This is a genomic window from Streptomyces sp. NPDC056486, from assembly GCF_042795295.1.
GTDB lineage: Bacteria > Actinomycetota > Actinomycetes > Streptomycetales > Streptomycetaceae > Streptomyces.
Genome location: NZ_JBHTSF010000081.1, coordinates 1 through 18,516, shown reverse-complemented (window position 1 = coordinate 18,516; position 18,516 = coordinate 1). Strand labels below are relative to the sequence as shown.

Sequence of the window (18,516 nt, the reverse complement as noted above, 5' to 3'; positions counted from 1 at the left end):
GCAGCAACGACGACGGCGGCGAAGGGATACGGCCGCCACCCGTCCCCCGCTGGACGTCACCACCCGGCCCCTCACCGTCGATCGCCATCGCGGACCGCCCCTCCTCACCCCCGAACCACCGCTCACCATCACCCGGCCGCCTTCCGGCGCCGATGGGCGTCCATTGCAGAAAAGTCCCACCTGTTCCGGCGGTGAGCTGGGGTTATGCGGGGAGGGAGTGGGACTTTCTTGCAATGGCCCCCATGAGGTCCCACCCGCGCCCCACCCGCCCCTGTTGCTGCCGCCTTTCGGCACACCTGGCGGGGGTCGCGGTTGGAGGGGCGGTACGGGCCATTGGCCCTTGGCCCTTGGTTGTGTGTCGTGGAGAGGGATTGCTCAATCGGGGCCCGTACGTGGATCAGCCGACGAAAGCCAGCCCCCACCGACCCGAGCACGCCCACACGGGATGGAGGCTCGCTCAGCCACCCACCCACAACAACCACGCCAATCAATAGGGGGAGACCCCGGCCCGCTGCTCGCCGAGGCCCAGAAGATCCTGGGCGCGGCGACCAAGAAGGACACCGTGAGCCAAACACTCGCCGGCATCAGGCAGCGCTCCGTACGCGCCGAGGCCCGCCGCGAACTGGCCCAGCTCGTCGCCTCCGGCGCGATCGACCTCGACGCCCTCAACGAGAAGCACGGCTACGACTCCTACGAGGACCTGCACAAGCCGACCGGCAAGGACCAGCCGACCGCGCCATAATCCTGCGCACCCCTGAACCTCGCCTACGCGTGGGTCCCCGTCCCCGACAGCGTCCCCGGCGCCGCCCCCGCCTCCCGCACCGAATCATGAACGCCGTATGGCAGTCCCGTTGCAGCAGGGGAAGATCCCTTGAGCGAATCCGCCGGTCACGGCTACCTTCGAAGAGTCAGGTCATCGACAACGACTTGGCCGTGTGCCCGAGTGGCTTAGGGGCTGGCCTGCAAAGCCAGTAACGCGGGTTCGATTCCCGCCACGGCCTCAAATGAGCAAGAGATCAAGGGGTGGTCCCGTCCGGGGCCACCCCTTCGTCATGGGCCGGGCGGCCCACAAGACAGACCGAATAGCCCCAACTGCACAGTCACGTAACAGAGTTCACCCCCGCCACCACTCCCCCACATACTCCGAGGGCAGCACTTCAGCACCTCGACTCCAGGGGGAGAATTGCGTATCCACGCAAAGAGCGCGAAGAGAGCGAAGAGAGCGTGCGCGGCCACCATCGCCACGGCAGCCGCCGTGGCCCTCGCGGCGGGCATGACCAGCCCTGCGTCGGCGAAGGTGGGCCGCGCCGCCACGGCGACGGCCGGTGAGGCGTTCACGCCCTCGGCGGGGGCCAAGCACCGCCTCACGCTCGTCACCGGTGACCGCGTCACCATCGACTCCACCGGCCGCCTCGCCGCATTCCAACCGGCCACGGGACGCGAGCGCATACCCGTACAGACGCACCGCACGCCCTCGGGCCACACGCTGGTGATCCCGGCCGACGCGCGGCGTCTGATAGCCACCGGAAAGATCGATCAACGTCTGTTCGACGCGACCGAGTTGAACAAGAAGGCGAATCGCACCGCCCAGCGCAAGGGCATCAAGCTGATCGTCGGCTACAAGGGCGGCGGCGCGGACGCCGCCGCCCGGCAGGATGTCCGCACCGCCGGTGACACCACCGTCCGCCGCAGCCTGAAGACCCTGAACGCCGACGCCATCACGACCTCGAAGCAGGACGCCACCGCCCTGTGGGACGCCGTGACCCGGAAGCAGGACAGCGCCTCCGGCATCAGCCGCGTCTGGCTTGACGGCACCCGCAAGGTGAACCTCGACAAGAGCGTGCCGCAGATCGGCACCGGCAAGGCGTGGGAAGCCGGGTTCGACGGCAAAGGCGTCAAGATCGCCGTCCTGGACACGGGCGTCGACGCCACGCACCCCGACCTCAAGGGCCAGATCGCGGCCGAGAAGAACTTCTCGACCGCCGCCGACGCCAAGGACCACTACGGCCATGGCACGCACGTCGCATCGACCAGCGCCGGCACCGGCGCGAAATCCGGCGGCAAGCTCAAGGGCGTGGCCCCCGGCGCCAGTCTCCTCAACGGCAAGGTCCTCGACGACGAGGGCTCGGGTGACGACTCCGGGATCATCGCGGGCATGGACTGGGCGGCGGCCCAGGGAGCCGACATCGTCAACCTCAGCCTCGGCGGCGGCGACGAGCCCGGCATCGACCCGCTGGAAGCCGCCGTGAACAAGCTCTCCAAGGACCAGGGGATCCTCTTCGCCGTCTCTGCGGGCAACGACGGCGAACCCGGCACGATCGGCTCCCCCGGCAGCGCGGACGCGGCCCTCACGGTCGGCGCGGTCGACGGCGCAGACAAGCTCGCCGACTTCTCCAGCCGGGGCCCGCGCGTCGGCGACAGCGCCATCAAGCCCGACGTGACGGCGCCCGGCGTCGACATCACGGCCGCTGCCGCGCCCGGCAGTGTCATCGAGAAGGAGGTCGGCCAGAAGCCCGAGGGCTATCTGACGATCTCCGGTACGTCGATGGCGGCCCCGCACGTGGCGGGCGCCGCCGCCCTGCTGAAGCAGCAGCACCCGGACTGGAAGTCGGCAGAGCTCAAGGGCGCGCTGACGTCGTCCACGAAGGACGGCAGCAGCGGTTACACGCCCTACCAGCAAGGTTCGGGACGTATCGCCGTTGACAAGGCCATCGGGCAGACGGTGATCGCGGAGCCCGTATCCCTCAACTACGGCCTCCAGAAGTGGCCGCACACCGACGACAAGCCGGTCACCAAGAAGGTGACGTACCGCAACCTCGGCGACAAGGACGTCACCCTGGACCTCGCGGTGGCGGCCACGAACCCGAAGGGCGCCCCGGCACCGTCCGGCCTCTTCACGCTCGACGCGAAGACGGTGACGGTCCCCGCCGGAGGCACGGCGGCGGTCGACCTGACGGCCGACACCAAGCCGGGCGGGACGGCCGACGGCACGTACACGGCGTACGTCGTGGCGACCGGCGGCGGACAGTCCGTCCGCACGGCGGCCGTGGTCGAGCGCGAGGTCGAGCGGTACGACGTCACCCTGAAGACGATCGGCCGCGACGGACGGCCCGCGCCGCACTACGAGCCGATGTTCTCGGCGATCACCGGAGACGACAAGGGCCTCAACCTCTTCCCGTACGACGCGTCCGGAACCACCAAGGTGCGGGTGGCCAAGGGCAGTTACCTCATGGACTGGTCGATCTACGTCGACCCGGACGACAGCGACAAGGGCACCGACTGGCTCGTCCAGCCGAAGCTGACCGTCGACAAGAAGATGACGGTGACGCTCGACGCCCGCAAGGCGAAGCCGGTCGACATCAAACTCGCGGTACCCGGCGCGAAGCTGATCGGCGCAGACTCCCGCTACACCTACGCGCGCTATGAGTCGGGCCCGATGACCGACTCCTTCAAGGGCCTGCGCACCGCGCACCTGGGCCCGGAGGTCCCCGACGGTCTTGGCCAGCAGTGGCTCGGGACCTGGGCGAAGGGCGCGGACACGCAGTACGACATGCTGCTCGGCGGCAAGGTAAAGAAGCTCGCGACCGGCTACACCAAGCACCTCAAGCCCGCCGACTTCGCCACGGTGAAGGTCGGCATGGGGGCATCGGCCACAGGCCGCAAGGGTTCGCTGTCCCCCGCCGGATATCTCCCGGAGGCGGGCGGCATCTCGCGGATCATGCCGGAGCAGAAGCTGCCGCGCACCAGGACGCTGCACCTGTCCGCGCTCGGTGCGACGAAGTGGGGCATCGACTTCGAGCAGTACGGCGACAACGACGAGGAGGGCGAGCCGGTCCTGGAGGGCAGATGGGAGTCCTCCCCGCCGCAGACCTTCAAGGCGGGGCGTACGTACGGGAAGACGTTCAACACCGGCGTCTTCGGCCCGGCTCTCGGCGGCTCCGGCACGGGCATCTTCCGCAAGGGCGACGAGCTGGGAGGCCGCATCCCCGTCATGGCGGACGGAAAGGGTCACGCGGGCTGGTCCCGCTACTCATCGGCGAAGTCCACGCTGTACCGCAACGGCACGAAGATCGCGGAGAACGAAGATCCGGTGACCGGGGCCGAGACATTCAAGGTCCCTGCGGGTGACGCCGAGTACAGGCTGACGGCATCCGCGAAGCGCAGCGGAAAGCTGGCGCGGGCGACGTCACGGGTGGACGCGAGCTGGACGTTCCGCTCGGCGCGGGCCGAGAGCGCCCAACTCCCCGCCTCCACGGTGCGGTTCGCGCCGAAGGTGGCGCTGGACAGCACGGCTCCGGCGAGCCGGACCCAGTCCGTACCGGTGAAGGTCCAGGGCTCGGCGGCGGGCGCGGGTAACCTCAAGTCCCTTTCTGTGTACGTCTCTTACGACTACGGCCAGAGCTGGAAGAAGGTCACCGTCAGCGGCGGCAAGATCAAGGTCAAGACCCCGCCCGCAGGCAAGGCCGTCTCGTTCCACGCGAAGATCACGGACAAGGACGGCAACAAGTCCACGCTGTCCGTCTATGACGCCTACTTCGGGAAGTAGTACGGCCGGGCGGCTCGCCGGGACGCTCCGTCCCGGTGGGCCGCCAAGTCGTGGGGGGCCGAACCGCTAGGCCCGCGCCTCGTCGAGCCCCGCGAGAATCGCGTCCACCGTCTCGTCGACCGTGAGGTCCGAGCTGTCCAGCCAGAGTCCGATCCTCGGGGTCGTGGACCGGAACCCCGAGTCCAGGGCCTCCACGGTCCACGCCCCGTACCCGGTCTTGCCGCGACCGGCCTCCCGCGCGGCGACCGCGTCCGGGCGCGGAGCGAGGACGACCACGTGCACGGGACGCGTACGCAGCAGATCCACGTACGTCTTCAACTCCTCGCCCAGGATGACGTCCTGGACCACCGCGACGAAGCCCGCAGCCGCGTACGCGTCGGCCGTGGACGCCGACAGGCCGTAGCGCAGACGGAGTTGAGCCGCCGCCTCGTCCGATGCCCCGGGCTCGTACTCCTGGCCGCCCGACACGATCATCCGGCGGAACACGTCGCCCCGCACGTGCGCCGCGCGCGGAAGGCGTTCGGCGAGGGCCTGCGCCACCGTGGACTTGCCCGAGGCCATGATGCCGGTGATGACGACGACCCCGCTCAGAGGCGGCACCAGCGGCACCGTCACGTCGCAACCGCCGCCTGCGGGCGGATCGGCAGCCTGTTCACCGGCCGGCCCGTGGCCGCCCGCACCGCCGAAGCCACCGCCGCCGGAGTCGTCACCACCGGCACCGCGCTCGCCGCCTTCGCGCCGAAGGGCGCGACCACGTCCCGCTCCTCCACCAGCTTCACGATGCGGATGTCGGGGGTGTCCAGGGCGGTCGGGAGCGCGTAGCCGGTGAGGTCGGGGTGGCGGACCAGGCCGCGCGGCGTACGGAGGTTCTCCGTGAGGGCCGCGCCGACTCCCTGTGTGACGCCCGCCTCGATACGTACCTTCAGCTGGGTCGGGTTCAGGATGCGGCCCACGTCCTGGGCGACCGCGAGCTCCACGACCCGCACCGAGCCGATCTCCACGTCCACGTCCACGACCGCGCGGATCGCGCAGAAGGCCATCCCGACGAACGCGTCGCCCTGGCCCGCCTCGTCCAACGGCTCGGTCGGGTGCGGACGGCACTGCGCCGTGGCCCACAGCTCCTTGCCGTCCATCGCCTCCGTAACCGTCGTGCTCAGCACGCCGTCGTACGAGGTGATCTTGCCGTCGGTGATCTGGAGCAGCTCCGTGGACATCCCGAACTTGTGGGCCAGGGGCTGCAGAAGCTGCGTGCGGACCATCTTCGCCGCGCGCTCCACCGCGCCGCCCGACACCCACGTGTGACGGCCGTGGCAGCTCGGTCCCGCCGGGGGCTGGTCCGTGTCGACGGGGGCCACGCGGACGTCGTCGATGCCGAGCGTCTCCTGGACGATCTGGCGGGCGAGCGTCGAGAAGCCCTGGCCCGTCTCGACCGCCGCGCAGATGACCGTCGCGATGCCGTCGTGGACCTTCACCGTGGCCGTGGAGACCTCGTCCGTGCCTTCCGCGCCCAGGAGTTGGACCATGCCGAGGCCGTAGCCGACACCCCGGCGCACCGCGGCAGGTTCGCCCGCGCCCTCGGGGCCGCCCGGCAGCAGCCAGTCTTCCTCGGGGGTGTCCTTGGGCAGCTCGGGGAGGGGGAAGTCCCGTACGGCGCCGAGGAGTTCGGCCACGGGGGCCGGGCACGTCACCGTCTGTCCTGTGGGCAGGATGTCACCGGTGGCCATCGCGTTGCGCAGCCGCAGCTCCGCCGGGTCGATGCCCAACTTCTTTGCGATCTTGTCCATTTGGGCTTCGTACGCCGTGCACACCTGCATGGCGCCCTCGCCCCGGACGTGTCCGGACGGCGGATTGTTCGTGCGCACCGCCCAGCCCTCGATGAAGGCGTTCGGGACGACGTACGGACCGCAGGCGAAGGAGACGGCGGCGGCGAGCGCGTCCGACGACGTGTCCGCGTACGCACCCGCGTCGAGCAGGACCTGCGCCTCCACCTTCACCAACCTGCCCTCGGCGTCCGCGTGATGGCGGTAGCGGAGCAGCGTCGGGTGGCGGTGGGCGTGACCCAGGAAGGACTCCTCGCGGGTCGCCGTCAGCTTCACCGGGCAGCCCGTCGTCAGCGCGAGCAGACCGAGGGGCAGGTGGAAGCTGGCGTCCTCGCGGTCGGCGGTCGCGCCGGGGACACCGGTCACGACGACCTTCACGATCTCCGGGTCGATGCCGAAGCAGGACGCGGCCATGTCGCGGTCGGTGTGCGGGTCGGTGGAGGCGATGTACAGCTCCACGCCCCCGTCGGGGCGCGGCACCGCGAGCCCCGCCTCCGCGCCGATCGGCGCCGGGTCCTGGCGGCCGATGCGGTACAGGCCCTCGACGACGAGCTCGCCCGCCGCTTCCGGGTCGCCGTGCCGCAGCGGGATGTGCCGGATCAAGTTGCCGTCGGGGTGCAGGGGTTCGGCCGCGAACGCCTTCTCCGGGTCGGTGACCGGCTCCATGACTTCGTACTCGACGAAGATGGCGGCGGCGGCCATCCGCGCCGTGTCGGGGTGGTCGGCGGCCACTGCGGCGATGGGCTCGCCGTGGTGGCGTACGACGTCGGACGCGAAGACCGGACGGTCCGCCGTCTTGCGGCCGTGCAGCGCCTCGCCCGGCACGTCCTCGTGCGTGACGACGGAGCGCACGCCCGGCATCTCGCGCGCCTGGGACGTGTCGATCGAGACGATGCGCGCGTGCGCGTGCGGCGAGCGCAGGACGGCCGCCCACAGCAGCCCCTCCGCCCACAGGTCGGACGCGTAGGGGAACGTGCCCTCCGTCTTGGCGCGGGACTCGGCGGACGGCAGCGAGGCGCCGATGCCGTGCGGCAGCGGCTCGGGGCCCGGCTGCGTCTCCACTGCGGTCGCGGTGTGCGCCGTCGCCGCGGCTTCGTTGCTCACGCCTGGCCTCCGTCCTGTCCGTAAGGTCCTTCGTACGATCCGCCCCGCGCCGTCGGGTTGACCCCTCCGGCGCCGGGTCCAGCCTGGTGCGGGATGCGCGCCTCGCCCGGGTCGCCCTGGGCCGACGGCTCGGCGGCGGACGCGGATGCGGACGCCTCACGCTCGGCGACCACTTCCTGCACGGCGTCGAGCACGCCCCGGTAGCCGGAGCAGCGGCACAGGTTGCCGCACAGGGCGCGGCGGGCCTCCAGGTCGGACGGGGCGGGGTTGCCTTCGAGCAGGTCGTGCACGGTCATCGCCATGCCCGGTACGCAGAAGCCGCACTGGACGGCACCGCAGGCGGCGAGCGCCCGCTGCACGTCGGAGGGCCTGCCGTCGACGGCGAGGCCCTCGACGGTGCGCACCTCGCTTCCGGCGGCGGTGGCCGCCGGCACCAGGCAGGAGGCGACGAGACGGCCGTCCACCTGGACGTTGCAGGCTCCGCACTCGCCCTGCGAGCAGCCGTCCTTGGCGCCCGCGAGGCCGAGGCGCTCGCGCAGGACGTAGAGCAGCGACTCGCCGATCCAGGCGTCGGTGACGGGGCGGTCGGCGCCGTTGACGCGCAGGACGTAGGAGCAGAGGGGGTGTTCGTCGGCCGGGGCGGTGACGGTACCGGCGGCTGCCTCTTCGGGGTCGGATTCGGCTTCGGCCTCTGCCTCTGCCTCTGCCTCGGTGTCCGCTTCGACATCTGCCTCGGCTACCTCGGCCTCGGCCTCGGGCTCCGGCTCGGGTTCGGGCTCCGGCTCTGCGGGGACGTCGGGCACCTCGGGCGCCACGACCTCCTCGGGCACCGTCACATGCATCTCAGGCGCGACCGGCGGTTCGGGGACGAACGCCTCCGGGGGCGCCACGGGCTCGTGGTGCTGCGGCTCGGCGTACTGCTGGTGCTGCGGCTCGACATGCGGATGCGGATGCGGATACGGCTCGGCATGCGGATGCTGCGCCGGCTCCGACCATGGCGCACCCGCGCCCGCGCCACCCGTCGCCCACGGCGCCGCGGCGCCGCCCGGCAGCGTCGCGGGCGGCGTGCCGCCCCACTGCGCGGCGAGCGAGGACGTGGTGAACTCGCCGGATTCATCCGGAAGGTCACCATTGGCGACAGGGATTGACCACTGCCCCGTGACATCGGCGGGGGCAGGGGCGGCGGGCGCGTGCCCCTCCGCCTCCTGGAAGCTCCACTGCCCGGTGGCCCGGGGGTCGTACGCGTGCTCCTGCTCCTGCACGTCGTGGCCGGACGGCGCGGGCGCGGGCACCCCGCCGGCGGCGGGCCACTGCACGTTCTGGACGCCCGTCACCTCGGGCGGCATGGCCCAGATACCCGTGGCGGCCGGGTCCGTCGCGTCGGCCGTCGTCGGGGTGACCGTTATCTGCGGCGGCACGTAACCGTGGCCCGGCGCGGCGAGCGGCGAGTGGTCGAAGGCGTCGAGGGCACCTTCCGGCAGCTGCACGAAAGCCGTGGCGTCCGAGTCGTACTCGCCCTGCGGATGCGGCTGCCAGCCGCCGGCGGTGTTCGCAGCGTTTCCATCGGTCCGGTCGTCACTCACGACAGCGCCCTCCCCAGTGCTCGTCGGGCCAGCGCGGCGACGGTGCGCCGCAGGTGCAGTACGGCGGCAGGCAGCGGCTGCGGAGAGCCGTCCTGTGCCGGAGGCTGGTCGGGGATGCACGCCGCGGCCACGTACTCGCCGAAGGCCGTGAGCGCCTCCGGCACGATCGTCCGCTCGCCGTCCCAGTCGATCAGCGAGGCGACCCACTGCTCGGCCTCCAGGGGCCGCAGCGGCATCGGCGCGACGGCGCCGACCGCGCAGCGCACCCCGCGCCGCGCGGGGTCGAGGACGAGCGCGACGGACGCGGTGGCGCGGCCCGGGCCCGTGCGCCCTGTCGCCTTCAGGAAGACCTGCGGGGCGTGCAGGAGCGGCAGTCGTACGAAGCCGATGAGTTCGCCGGGGCGGAGCATGTCCATCCCCGCGAGCAGGTGCGAGACGGGGACCTCGCGGCGTGCGCCGCCCGGGCCCGCGATGATGAGGACGGCTTCGAGGGCGGCGAGGACGGGCAGGGTGTCGCCGGTCGGTCCCGCCGTGGCGATGTTGCCGCCGAGGGTGCCCGCGTTGCGGATCTGCGGGGGTCCCGCGGCGCGTGCGGCCGCGGCGAGCGCGGGGATCAGGGCGGCGAAGTCGGGCCGCCCGACGCGTGCGTGGGTGAGGCCCGCGCCGAGCAGCGCGTGGCCGTCCTGGTACTGCCAGCCGCGGATCTCGCTGATGCGGCCGAGGCCGACGAGCGCGGCGGGGCGCAGGAGGCCCGCGTTGACGGAGGCCATGAGGTCGGTGCCGCCGGCTACGGGCACGGCAGCGGGCATCGCGGCGAGTGCCTCCACGGCCTCGTCCAGCGTCCCAGGCAGCTTCGCCGTCTGCGCGTTCTGCGCCGCCTGCGGTGCGTGCGTGGTCAAAACCGGCTGCCCCTTCCCGATGTCCGGCGGCTTTCTCGCCGTACCCACCGTTACGCCTGTTCCGCCGTACGGTACGTGTTCACAGCCCGGACGTGGCAACTCTGGCACATCTTCCCCGGCCCTCGGCGCGGGGGTCCGCTAGGAGTCATTCGTCCGCAGACCAGGGAGTTGTGCCGATTTCACATGCCCTCGCCGGTCGGCGGGAATTGCCACTCTTCGGTGATCCTTGTACGACTTTCGTCCGGCTGCCCACGCTCCCAGCGCGGGCAGCCCGACACACCGGCTACGGGCTCCTCCTCACACGTTCGGGGGCACCCCGTCGATCGGGCGTCCGAGCACACCCGGGCGCTGCTGCCACGGCAACGGGCCGCCGGGCGGGCGGTAGTCGACGCCGAGCGCGTCAAGTCGCGCGTAGTGCGGGACCATTCGCCGCTCGAAGTCCGCGAAGTCGCGCTCGGCGGATGCCGGGAGCGTGCTCCAGGCGACCTCGGCGAGTGCGGCAAGACGCGGGAACACCTGGTAGTCCACGCGTGCGTGGTGCTCCATCACCTCGGTCCAGACGTTGGCCTGGGTGCCGAGCACGTGCCGGGCCTCGTCGGCGGTGAGCTGCGACGGCAGCGGCTCGAAGCGGTAGACGTCCTCAAGGGTGCGGACGAAGCCGATGGGCACGGGCTCGTCGGCGCCGCCGCCCTGCCGGTGGTCGAGGTACACCTGCTGCTCGGGGCACATGACGACGTCGTGCCCCGCCTTGGCCGCCGCGATACCGCCCCCGTATCCGCGCCAGGAGGAGACGGTGGCGCCGTCCGCGAGGCCGCCTTCGAGGATTTCGTCCCAGCCGATGAGACGGCGCCCGCGCGATGTCAGCCAGGTGTCGAAGTGCCGGATGAACCAGCTCTGCAGACCGTCCTCGTCACCGACCCCCAGCTCCTTGATGCGGGCCTGCGCGGTGGGCGACGCCTTCCACTGGTCCTTGGGACATTCATCTCCGCCGACATGGATGAAGGTGGAGGGGAAGAGCTCGAGCACTTCCTCGAACACCCCCTCGTAGAAGCGGAGGGTGTTCTCGGTCGGGGCGAGGACGTTGGGGTTGACGCCCCAGGTGTCCCAGACGCCGAGCGACGCGGTGTCGACGACGTCGGTGTTGCCGAGCTCCGGGTAGGCGGCGATGGCGGCCTGCGAGTGCCCGGGGATGTCGATCTCGGGTACGACGGCGATGTGCCGCTCATGGGCGTACGCGACGATCTCGCGGATGTCGTCCTGCGTGTAGTAGCCGCCGTGCGGGGTGTCGTTCCACAACTCGGAGGCGCGGTGACCCCACTTCGAGCGCGGCCGCCACGACCCGACCTCCGTCAGCTTCGGATAGCGCTTGATCTCGATGCGCCAGCCCTGGTCGTCGGAGAGGTGGAAGTGGAAGACGTTCAGCTTGTGGGCGGCGAGCAGGTCCAGATAGCGCAGGACGCCGTCCTTGGGCATGAAGTGCCTGGCCACGTCGAGCATCATGCCGCGCCACCGGAAGCGGGGGCTGTCCTCGATGAGGCATCCCGGGACGGTGTGCGGAACCCCGGCCCGCAGGGGGGCACGGCGGAAGGCGTCCGCGCCGATGAGCTGGCGCAGGGTCTGCGCGCCCCAGAAGACGCCGGGGGCCGCGCCGCCGACGATATCGATGCCCCGCTCCCCCACGGTGAGCCGGTACGCCTCGGGCGCGAGGGAGTCGTCGATCTCCAGCGAGACGGCGCCATCGGCGCTGCCGTCGCCGGGTGCCAGGGGCAGGCCGAGCGCGCCACCGAGGGTGGAGCGCAGCCAGCGCTCGGTGGACTCGGTGCCGGGGGCGGCCCGGAGCGCGGTCGAGGAGTTGAGGAGGAAGCCTTCGGTGTGCGGTCCTTCGGCGTGTGAGGGCGCCGGGATCAGTTCCTCAAAGGTCAAGGTCATGCGGCGAGGCTGCCACGCCATTGCGCAACGCAAAAGGGGCGTTGCGGTACACGCAACGCCCCGTCGCGAAGAGGGTCATGGCCGCGCCGGAAAGCGCCGGACCGGGAAGCTCCGGGAGGCTACTTCTTGCCGCCGCCCTTGCCGTCGTTGCCGCCCTTGTCCTTGTCGCCACCGGCGCTCATGGACTCGTAGATCTCCTTGCACATGGGACAGACGGGGTACTTCTTCGGGTCACGACCCGGCACCCACACCTTGCCGCAGAGCGCGACGACGGGCGTACCGTCGAGCGCGCTCGCCATGATCTTGTCCTTCTGGACATAGTGCGCGAAGCGCTCGTGGTCGCCGTCACCGCTCGACACCTGCGGCGTCGGTTCAACGAGGGTCCCCGTACCTGCCCCGCGCTCGGGCTCGGGCTCAAGAGTGCTCATGGCATCCAAGGGTACCTACGCCGACCGCGTCCGGGCATCGCCCGGGCGGGCCCACCCCCGCTCTCCGGGCGATATCTCCTCGACATGTGCACAAACCAGTCGAAAACCCGTAAATCAGCCCACGAACTTGTACACCAGCGCACCGACCATGACGAGGATCACGGCCCCTTCCAGCCAGTCCGTGAAGGTGAATCCCTCGGAGCCCGACGACTTCGCGGGCTCCCCCTCACCGGTCGCCTTTTCCTCTTCCTCGGCCATCTCTCTCACACCCATCTCAACGAGTACGCGATCGCCTCGCACAGGTCGCCCATGGGACCTTCCGTGCCGCTCAACGGCACGGAGAACGCGAGGATCAAATAGCCCACGCCGCCGGGCATCCGCACATGGAAGTCCAGCGTCGCGTCCGTCACCGCACGGACCGTCTCGCCCGCCGGCAGCTCCACCGCCTCGACCTTCGACGCCTCCCCCCTGCGCCCCGCGAGCGTCTCCGCCAACTCCCGCACCTCAGGGGCGAGCCCAGGAGGCGTGGGGAGCAGCGAGACCATCAACGAGGCGGGGAAGGCCGTGCCGCCCGGTGTCTCGGTCTTGAGGTAGAACTCCAAGGCGCCGTCCGCCGCCCCGCGTTCGGCGATGTTGCGCAGGGTCGTCCAGAGGGAGCGCCGTGTCTCGTCGGGCGCGCTGCCGCCCGCGGCCTCGCGGTCCACGAACGTCTTGAGCTGGCCGCGCCACCGCTCCTGCGTCAGGTCGACGCGGAACCAGTCACGGGGTACGAGCATCCGGTAGTCCGACGGCGGCTCCACGGCGTCGCTCACTCCGCGTCCCGGTCCGGGATGATCAGCGGCTCGCCGTCGGCCTCGTACAGGCGGATGCTGCTCACGATGTTGCCGAACATCGTGGAGAACTCGTCCCAGCCGACCTGCGTGGGCGTTCCCAGCTCCATCACCAGCGTCGTCCCGTTCGGCAGCGGGACATGGACGCGGATGAACGACGTCGGGATCCTGATGCCGTCCGGGGACTCGGTCAGCTCACCGGTGACCTTGTCGATCCGCGTGCCCACGCAGGACACCGCGGGGCCGCACGGCAGCACGATCTCCGTGACCTCGCCCGCGTCGGCGCGGCGCAGGCTCGACGCGATCGCCGCCAGGGCGTCCGCGTCCTCGTCCTCGGGGCTGTCGATCAGGGACGCGAAGACCGTGGCGCTGCACGGGTCGTCGCCGACCGCGCCCACGGCGATGGCCGCGTACTCGGCCCCGGCATCCAGCAGATCGTCGATGCCGAGCGCGCAGATGACGGCGAGCTTGAGCAGGTCCTCGTCCTCGGCGCCGGGCAGCGCCTTCGCCGCGAGCTCCTCCAGGAGGCGGGCCCCTTCGTCCTCGTCCTCCTCGTGGAGGGGGAGGTCGTGGAAGATCTCCGGCATCACCCAGCGGACGTGGATGCCGTCGGAGTCGATACGGGTGTCGGCATCGGCGTCGGGCCCGGCATTCTGCGCCGGGATCGTCGCCTCGAACCGCAACGGCTCGTAGGGAGGGGCCACTTGGGAGGCCGTGGCTGCGGGGGATTCCGTGGTCACTTGGCGCCGTTGCTTTCCGGGAGCGGTGGAATGGGGAGTTCGGGGGCCTCGGGGAAGAACTTCCGGGAGGTCGCGTACATGCCGTAGTACGGGTACAGGGCGGGGATGTCGGCACCGCCCCTGCGGGCGATGCCGACGATCTTCCGGTAGAGGCGGACCCTGCAGCGCATGTTCCGCAGGGACGGGTCGGCCGCATCGGGGCCGCGCAGGCGGTAGGCGACCAGGACCGAAGCCAGCAGGATCAGCGCGTCCACGCAGAAGAAGGCGATCTGGAACGGCCTGGGTCTCAGGGACGCGACGAGATCCCAGAACGGCCACGCGCCGACCCCGAAGACGAAGATCGGGACGGCGAGGAAGCAACCGACAAGGCTCCCCTTCTCCGTGTCCCTGCGCCGCTGGTACAGCAGCCGGTGCACGGCCCGGTCGTCGAGGAAGTCGAACCGCACCGCACGCCCGTACGCCTGCGCCGCCTCCCGCGCCTCGGGCACGGCGGCGATGACCGACGACGGAACCAACTCGTGCTCGGTCCCGCTGTCGTCGACGAACGTGCCGCGCCCCAGGGCGTCGTACTCGATCATCAGCCCCGCTCCCTACCCGGCCGGGGCCAGCGAGGAGTGGAACGACGACGAGGAGGGGCTCGGACTCGGACCCGGCCTCGGGGACGGCGTCGGTGTCGGCGTCGTGGGAGTCGACGGCGTGGTCGGCGGCGCGCTCGGCCTCGGTCCTGGGCCCGGGTTCGGGGTGACGGTGTGGGGGCGGTCGTCGGGCTCGCCCGCCGCCTCCTTCAGCCTCATGATCGACTTCACGTACAGGTTCCCGAGCGCCGCACCCTTGATGTAGCGGGTGACGACCTCCGGGTTCCAGCCCCCGGCCGGCAGCTTCGGCGTGGTGATGCCCCGCTTGGCGAGCATCTTGGAGGCGAAGCCGACGCCCTTGTTGATGTTCTTCACGGCGAAGCCGTTGGTGAACGCGCCCCAGACGCCTTTGCCCGCACCGGCGAGGCGGGCACCCTTGGCGGCCGCGGTGAGCCCCTTCAGGGCGCCGAGACCGGGGATGATGCCGAGGACGTCGATGCCGATCGCCATCAGGTCCAGTTTCCCGCCGCGCGCGAAGACGTCGTACAACCGCCCGGAGAGGGCCGTGGCACTCATCGCGGCCCCGACACCGACCAGGACGATCGCCAGCGTGCCGCCCGAGAGGACGATCGCCGCCACGAGGGCCGCCACCGCGAGGACCGTCGCCGCGGCCGTGAACCAGTCCGCGTGATCCGCGATCCAGTTCATGAACCCACCGGGGTCCCTGACCCCGTCGTGGTGGATGACGTTCTTGATCTTCTTGGCCGCCGCACTCGCGGCGTCGTCACGGATCTCGACCGCTTCCATGATCTTGCCGCGGTGCTGCGCCATGATCGTCGTGGCGTCGTCGCGCTTCTTCTGCTGCTTCGTCCGGTCGACCGAGTCCTCCTTGGAGGAGGGCACCGTCCCCTCGGTCTTGTCCAGCTCCTTGAGCGCGGACTTCTGCTCCGTCTCCGCCGTACGGAACTCCTCAAGTGCCTTGTCCGCCATGCGCTGTGCGCGGTGCAGCTCGCTGGCGTACTCCTTCGACTCGCCCTCCCTGACCTTGGTGCCCAAGGCGTCGGCGGCCTCGTCATAGCGGTCGAACGCCTTCTTCAAGCGCCCCGCGGTGTCGCCCGCGACCTCGTGGAAGGCACGCCCCGCGTCACTGTCCCAACTCTCCACCGACGCGAGCGCCTTGATGTTGCGCGCCTGCTTGTCGATCTCCTCCGCCATGCCGCGCAGCTTCTTGCCCAGGCGGGCGACCTCGTAGGGATCGCCCGGTACGGGATCGGAGTCGTAGAGAGGAGTCCAGTCAGTCGGCCGCCCGCTCACTTCGTGCCCTTCTTGTCACTCTTCTTGGCGTCCCGGAGCGCGTTGGCGAGCTCGTGATCGATGTCCTCGTACGCCTTGGCCGCATCGGCCGTGATCTTGGCGAGGTTCTCGATGTCCTTGTTCAGCTTCTTGCGCGTCTTCTTCCAGGTGCTGGAAAAGTCGTCGAAGATCTCGCGCAGCTTGTCGCTGCCCAAGTCCTTCTCGTAGCCATCGGAGGGGTCGCCGTTCTCCTTGAACTCACGGTGGATGCGGTAGAGCGACTCCGAGCAGTCCTTGATGAGGTCGAGGTCGTACTTAGTTCTGTCCGACACTGACTCAGACCCCCCAGGCGTACGAACCCACCGCGACGGCAGGCAGCTTGGGCGGATATTGGCGCTTCACGGTCAACCCCCGTATGCAAAACGACAAGTACGCGTCAGGACGCTATCCGCGTGACTCGTGGTTGCGCCACCGGGAACCGTTTTGAGCCGCTGACCTGTCAGTTAAGCGATGGATCATCCGGATACGTCGCCACCATCGCAAGCTCGCTGCGCTGCCGGCGAAGGACCGCGCGCCACAGCCGCTCGGGGTCCGGTGACGAGACGTCGCCGGGCTCGGACTCGACCACGTACCAGGCGCCTTCGACGAGTTCGTCCTCCAGCTGACCCGGGCCCCAGCCCGCGTACCCGGCGAAGATCCGCAGCGAGCCGAGCGCGGGCGCCAGGAGCTCGGGGGGCGTGTCCAGGTCGACCAGGCCGATCGCGCCGTGCACGCGGCGCCAGCCGATCGGCTCACCTCTGACCGGCCGCGGCCTCGGCCGGGAGCCGGGGGCGGAGGGGGCGGAGCCCTCGTCGCCGGGGATCACCGCGACGCCGAGCGCGGAGTCGAGCGAGACGGGGCCGCCCTGGAAGACGACTCCCGGCGCGCCGGCCAGATCGCCCCAGCCCTCCAGGATGTCCGCGACGTCCACCGGCGTGGGCCGGTTGAGGACCACGCCGAGCGAGCCCTCCTCGTCGTGGTCGAGGAGCAGCACCACCGCGCGGTCGAAGTTCGGGTCCGCCAGGGCAGGCGTGGCCACGAGCAGCCGCCCTGTGAGCGAGGACACCTCGGTCATGAACGACATGATCCCGCATCTTTGCCCCGCGGGGGGAGGCAATGCGCTTACCGGAGTGAATGCAGCTCAGGGGCGCACTGAAGCGGCCGGAGCGCACACTTTCGGTAGTGACCCGGAGTGTCCAGTTCCGAACGTTTCGTGTTGTCGCGAACTCCTGACGCGTTCCGCGCGTCCTTAGCCTTACGGAAGGGGGGTACTCGCCCATTACCCTTGCCCTTTGGTCCACCCGTCCATCCAATCGGAACGCGAGATTCATGACCGTCACCGACGATGTACTGCTTGTCCACGGCGGAACCCCGCTGGAGGGCGAGATCCGTGTCCGCGGCGCGAAGAACCTCGTGCCCAAGGCCATGGTCGCCGCGCTGCTCGGCAGCGCTCCGAGCAGGCTGCGCAATGTCCCCGACATCCGCGACGTCCGCGTCGTACGCGGACTCCTGCAGCTGCATGGCGTCACGGTCCGCCCCGGTGAGGAGCCGGGCGAGCTGGTCATGGACCCCTCGCACGTGGAGAGCGCCAACGTCGCGGACATCGACGCGCACGCGGGCTCCTCGCGGATCCCGATCCTGTTCTGCGGGCCGCTCCTGCACCGCCTGGGCCATGCCTTCATCCCCGGCCTCGGCGGCTGCGACATCGGCGGCCGGCCCATCGACTTCCACTTCGAGGTGCTCCGCCAGTTCGGCGCCACCATCGAGAAGCGCGAGGGCGGCCAGTACCTGGAGGCCCCGCAGCGGCTCCGCGGCACGAAGATCCAGCTGCCGTACCCGTCCGTCGGCGCCACCGAGCAGGTCCTGCTGACCGCCGTCCTGGCGGAAGGCGTCACCGAGCTCTCGAACGCCGCCGTCGAACCCGAGATCGAAGACCTGATCTGCGTTCTGCAGAAAATGGGCGCGATCATCGCGATGGACACCGACAGGACCATAAGGGTCACCGGCGTCGACAGCCTGGGCGGCTACAACCACCACGCCCTCTCGGACCGCCTGGAGGCCGCCTCCTGGGCTTCCGCGGCCCTGGCGACCGAAGGCAACATCTACGTCCGCGGCGCCCAGCAGCGCTCGATGATGACGTTTTTGAACACCTACCGGAAGGTGGGCGGTGCCTTCGAGATCGACGACGAGGGCATCCGCTTCTGGCACCCGGGCGGCTCGCTCAACGCGATCGCCCTGGAGACGGACGTGCACCCCGGCTTCCAGACGGACTGGCAGCAGCCCCTGGTCGTCGCCCTGACGCAGGCCGCTGGCCTCTCCATCGTCCACGAGACGGTCTACGAGTCCCGTCTGGGCTTCACCTCCGCGCTCAACCAGATGGGCGCACACATCCAGCTCTACCGGGAGTGCCTGGGCGGCTCCGACTGCCGCTTCGGCCAGCGCAACTTCCTCCACTCGGCGGTCGTCAGCGGCCCCACGAAGCTCCAGGGCGCCGATCTGGTCATCCCCGACCTGCGCGGCGGCTTCTCGTACCTGATCGCGGCTCTGGCGGCGCAGGGCACGTCCCGTGTCCACGGCATCGACCTGATCAACCGCGGCTACGAGAACTTCATGGACAAGCTCGTGGAGCTCGGCGCGAAGGTGGAGCTGCCGGGGCGGGCCACGCTCGCCTGACGCCTCCACAGGCACGCTGAACGCATGCAGAAGGGGCGGCCACCCAACCGGGTGGCC

The 18,516-nt window shown here is 70.5% G+C and carries 16 protein-coding genes and 1 tRNA gene; 4 read left to right on the top strand and 13 right to left on the bottom strand.

From position 1 onward, the window contains the following. The first annotated feature begins 445 nt into the window (after positions 1-445). The 3 genes from ACFQ7F_RS27670 to ACFQ7F_RS27660 all read left to right on the top strand — a co-directional run bounded on the left by ACFQ7F_RS27670 (position 446) and on the right by ACFQ7F_RS27660 (position 4,546). Positions 446-742: a hypothetical protein gene (locus ACFQ7F_RS27670; protein ID WP_383275565.1), complete on the top strand. Its 297-nt coding sequence runs from the start codon at positions 446-448 to the stop codon at positions 740-742. Positions 743-929: 187 nt separating this feature from the next. Then, positions 930-1,001, top strand: a tRNA-Cys gene (locus ACFQ7F_RS27665). A gap of 272 nt (positions 1,002-1,273) precedes the next feature. Continuing rightward, positions 1,274-4,546, top strand: coding sequence for a S8 family serine peptidase (locus tag ACFQ7F_RS27660; RefSeq protein ID WP_383275635.1), 3,273 nt, complete (start codon positions 1,274-1,276; stop codon positions 4,544-4,546). Between the two features lie 66 nt (positions 4,547-4,612). Here ACFQ7F_RS27660 and ACFQ7F_RS27655 read toward each other — a convergent pair whose 3' ends face one another. From ACFQ7F_RS27655 to ACFQ7F_RS27595, 13 genes are all read right to left on the bottom strand, one after another. After that, positions 4,613-5,137: an AAA family ATPase gene (locus tag ACFQ7F_RS27655; protein ID WP_383275632.1), complete on the bottom strand. Its 525-nt coding sequence runs from the start codon at positions 5,135-5,137 to the stop codon at positions 4,613-4,615. Positions 5,138-5,157: 20 nt separating this feature from the next. Continuing rightward, positions 5,158-7,470, bottom strand: a complete 2,313-nt coding sequence (locus tag ACFQ7F_RS27650; protein WP_383275562.1) for a xanthine dehydrogenase family protein molybdopterin-binding subunit — start codon at positions 7,468-7,470, stop codon at positions 5,158-5,160. After that, positions 7,467-9,053 (bottom strand): 2Fe-2S iron-sulfur cluster-binding protein, encoded by a 1,587-nt coding sequence (locus tag ACFQ7F_RS27645; protein ID WP_383275559.1) that lies wholly within the window; start codon positions 9,051-9,053, stop codon positions 7,467-7,469. The genes ACFQ7F_RS27650 and ACFQ7F_RS27645 overlap by 4 nt, the downstream gene beginning before the upstream one ends. Continuing rightward, a complete protein-coding gene (locus tag ACFQ7F_RS27640) occupies positions 9,050-9,952 on the bottom strand; it encodes an FAD binding domain-containing protein (protein ID WP_383275556.1) in 903 nt (300 codons plus the stop codon). The genes ACFQ7F_RS27645 and ACFQ7F_RS27640 overlap by 4 nt, the downstream gene beginning before the upstream one ends. Before the next feature lie 297 nt (positions 9,953-10,249). Then, the gene (locus tag ACFQ7F_RS27635) at positions 10,250-11,881 is read right to left on the bottom strand and encodes a beta-N-acetylhexosaminidase (RefSeq protein ID WP_383275553.1); all 1,632 of its coding nucleotides are present in this window, start codon (positions 11,879-11,881) and stop codon (positions 10,250-10,252) included. A 119-nt stretch (positions 11,882-12,000) separates the two neighbouring features. Then, a complete protein-coding gene (locus tag ACFQ7F_RS27630; protein WP_383275550.1) occupies positions 12,001-12,309 on the bottom strand; it encodes a DUF3039 domain-containing protein in 309 nt (102 codons plus the stop codon). A 114-nt stretch (positions 12,310-12,423) separates the two neighbouring features. Then, positions 12,424-12,567: a hypothetical protein gene (locus ACFQ7F_RS27625; RefSeq protein WP_383275547.1), complete on the bottom strand. Its 144-nt coding sequence runs from the start codon at positions 12,565-12,567 to the stop codon at positions 12,424-12,426. A gap of 5 nt (positions 12,568-12,572) precedes the next feature. After that, positions 12,573-13,121, bottom strand: coding sequence for a hypothetical protein (locus tag ACFQ7F_RS27620; protein WP_383275544.1), 549 nt, complete (start codon positions 13,119-13,121; stop codon positions 12,573-12,575). Further along, positions 13,118-13,879, bottom strand: a complete 762-nt coding sequence (locus ACFQ7F_RS27615; protein ID WP_383275541.1) for a hypothetical protein — start codon at positions 13,877-13,879, stop codon at positions 13,118-13,120. Before ACFQ7F_RS27615 ends, ACFQ7F_RS27620 begins: the two co-directional genes overlap by 4 nt. Continuing rightward, positions 13,876-14,457, bottom strand: a complete 582-nt coding sequence (locus ACFQ7F_RS27610) for a hypothetical protein (protein WP_383275538.1) — start codon at positions 14,455-14,457, stop codon at positions 13,876-13,878. The genes ACFQ7F_RS27615 and ACFQ7F_RS27610 overlap by 4 nt, the downstream gene beginning before the upstream one ends. A 12-nt stretch (positions 14,458-14,469) precedes the next feature. Next, on the bottom strand, positions 14,470-15,768 hold the full coding sequence (locus ACFQ7F_RS27605; RefSeq protein ID WP_383275535.1) for a putative T7SS-secreted protein: 1,299 nt from the start codon (positions 15,766-15,768) through the stop codon (positions 14,470-14,472). Further along, complete coding sequence (locus tag ACFQ7F_RS27600) at positions 15,765-16,079, bottom strand: hypothetical protein (protein ID WP_383275532.1); 315 nt, start codon at positions 16,077-16,079, stop codon at positions 15,765-15,767. Before ACFQ7F_RS27600 ends, ACFQ7F_RS27605 begins: the two co-directional genes overlap by 4 nt. 167 nt (positions 16,080-16,246) lie before the next feature. Further along, positions 16,247-16,870, bottom strand: a complete 624-nt coding sequence (locus tag ACFQ7F_RS27595; protein ID WP_383275529.1) for a YqgE/AlgH family protein — start codon at positions 16,868-16,870, stop codon at positions 16,247-16,249. 245 nt (positions 16,871-17,115) lie between these two features. On the opposite strand from ACFQ7F_RS27595, the gene murA reads away from it, so the two are divergent. Further along, entirely contained in the window at positions 17,116-18,459 is a 1,344-nt protein-coding gene (murA, locus tag ACFQ7F_RS27590) for a UDP-N-acetylglucosamine 1-carboxyvinyltransferase (RefSeq protein WP_383275526.1), read from the top strand. Positions 18,460-18,516 lie beyond the last annotated feature (57 nt).

Bases quoted from the DNA above. Each gene is read 5' to 3' on its own strand.
- ACFQ7F_RS27670 (WP_383275565.1), top strand. From the start codon at position 446: ATGGAGGCTCGCTCAGCCACCCACCCACAACAACCACGCCAATCAATA.
- ACFQ7F_RS27660 (WP_383275635.1), top strand. From the start codon at position 1,274: ATGACCAGCCCTGCGTCGGCGAAGGTGGGCCGCGCCGCCACGGCGACG.
- ACFQ7F_RS27635 (WP_383275553.1), bottom strand. From the start codon at position 11,881: ATGACCTTGACCTTTGAGGAACTGATCCCGGCGCCCTCACACGCCGAA.
- ACFQ7F_RS27630 (WP_383275550.1), bottom strand. From the start codon at position 12,309: ATGAGCACTCTTGAGCCCGAGCCCGAGCGCGGGGCAGGTACGGGGACC.
- ACFQ7F_RS27625 (WP_383275547.1), bottom strand. From the start codon at position 12,567: ATGGCCGAGGAAGAGGAAAAGGCGACCGGTGAGGGGGAGCCCGCGAAG.
- ACFQ7F_RS27610 (WP_383275538.1), bottom strand. From the start codon at position 14,457: ATGATCGAGTACGACGCCCTGGGGCGCGGCACGTTCGTCGACGACAGC.
- ACFQ7F_RS27595 (WP_383275529.1), bottom strand. From the start codon at position 16,870: ATGTCGTTCATGACCGAGGTGTCCTCGCTCACAGGGCGGCTGCTCGTG.
- murA (WP_383275526.1), top strand. From the start codon at position 17,116: ATGACCGTCACCGACGATGTACTGCTTGTCCACGGCGGAACCCCGCTG.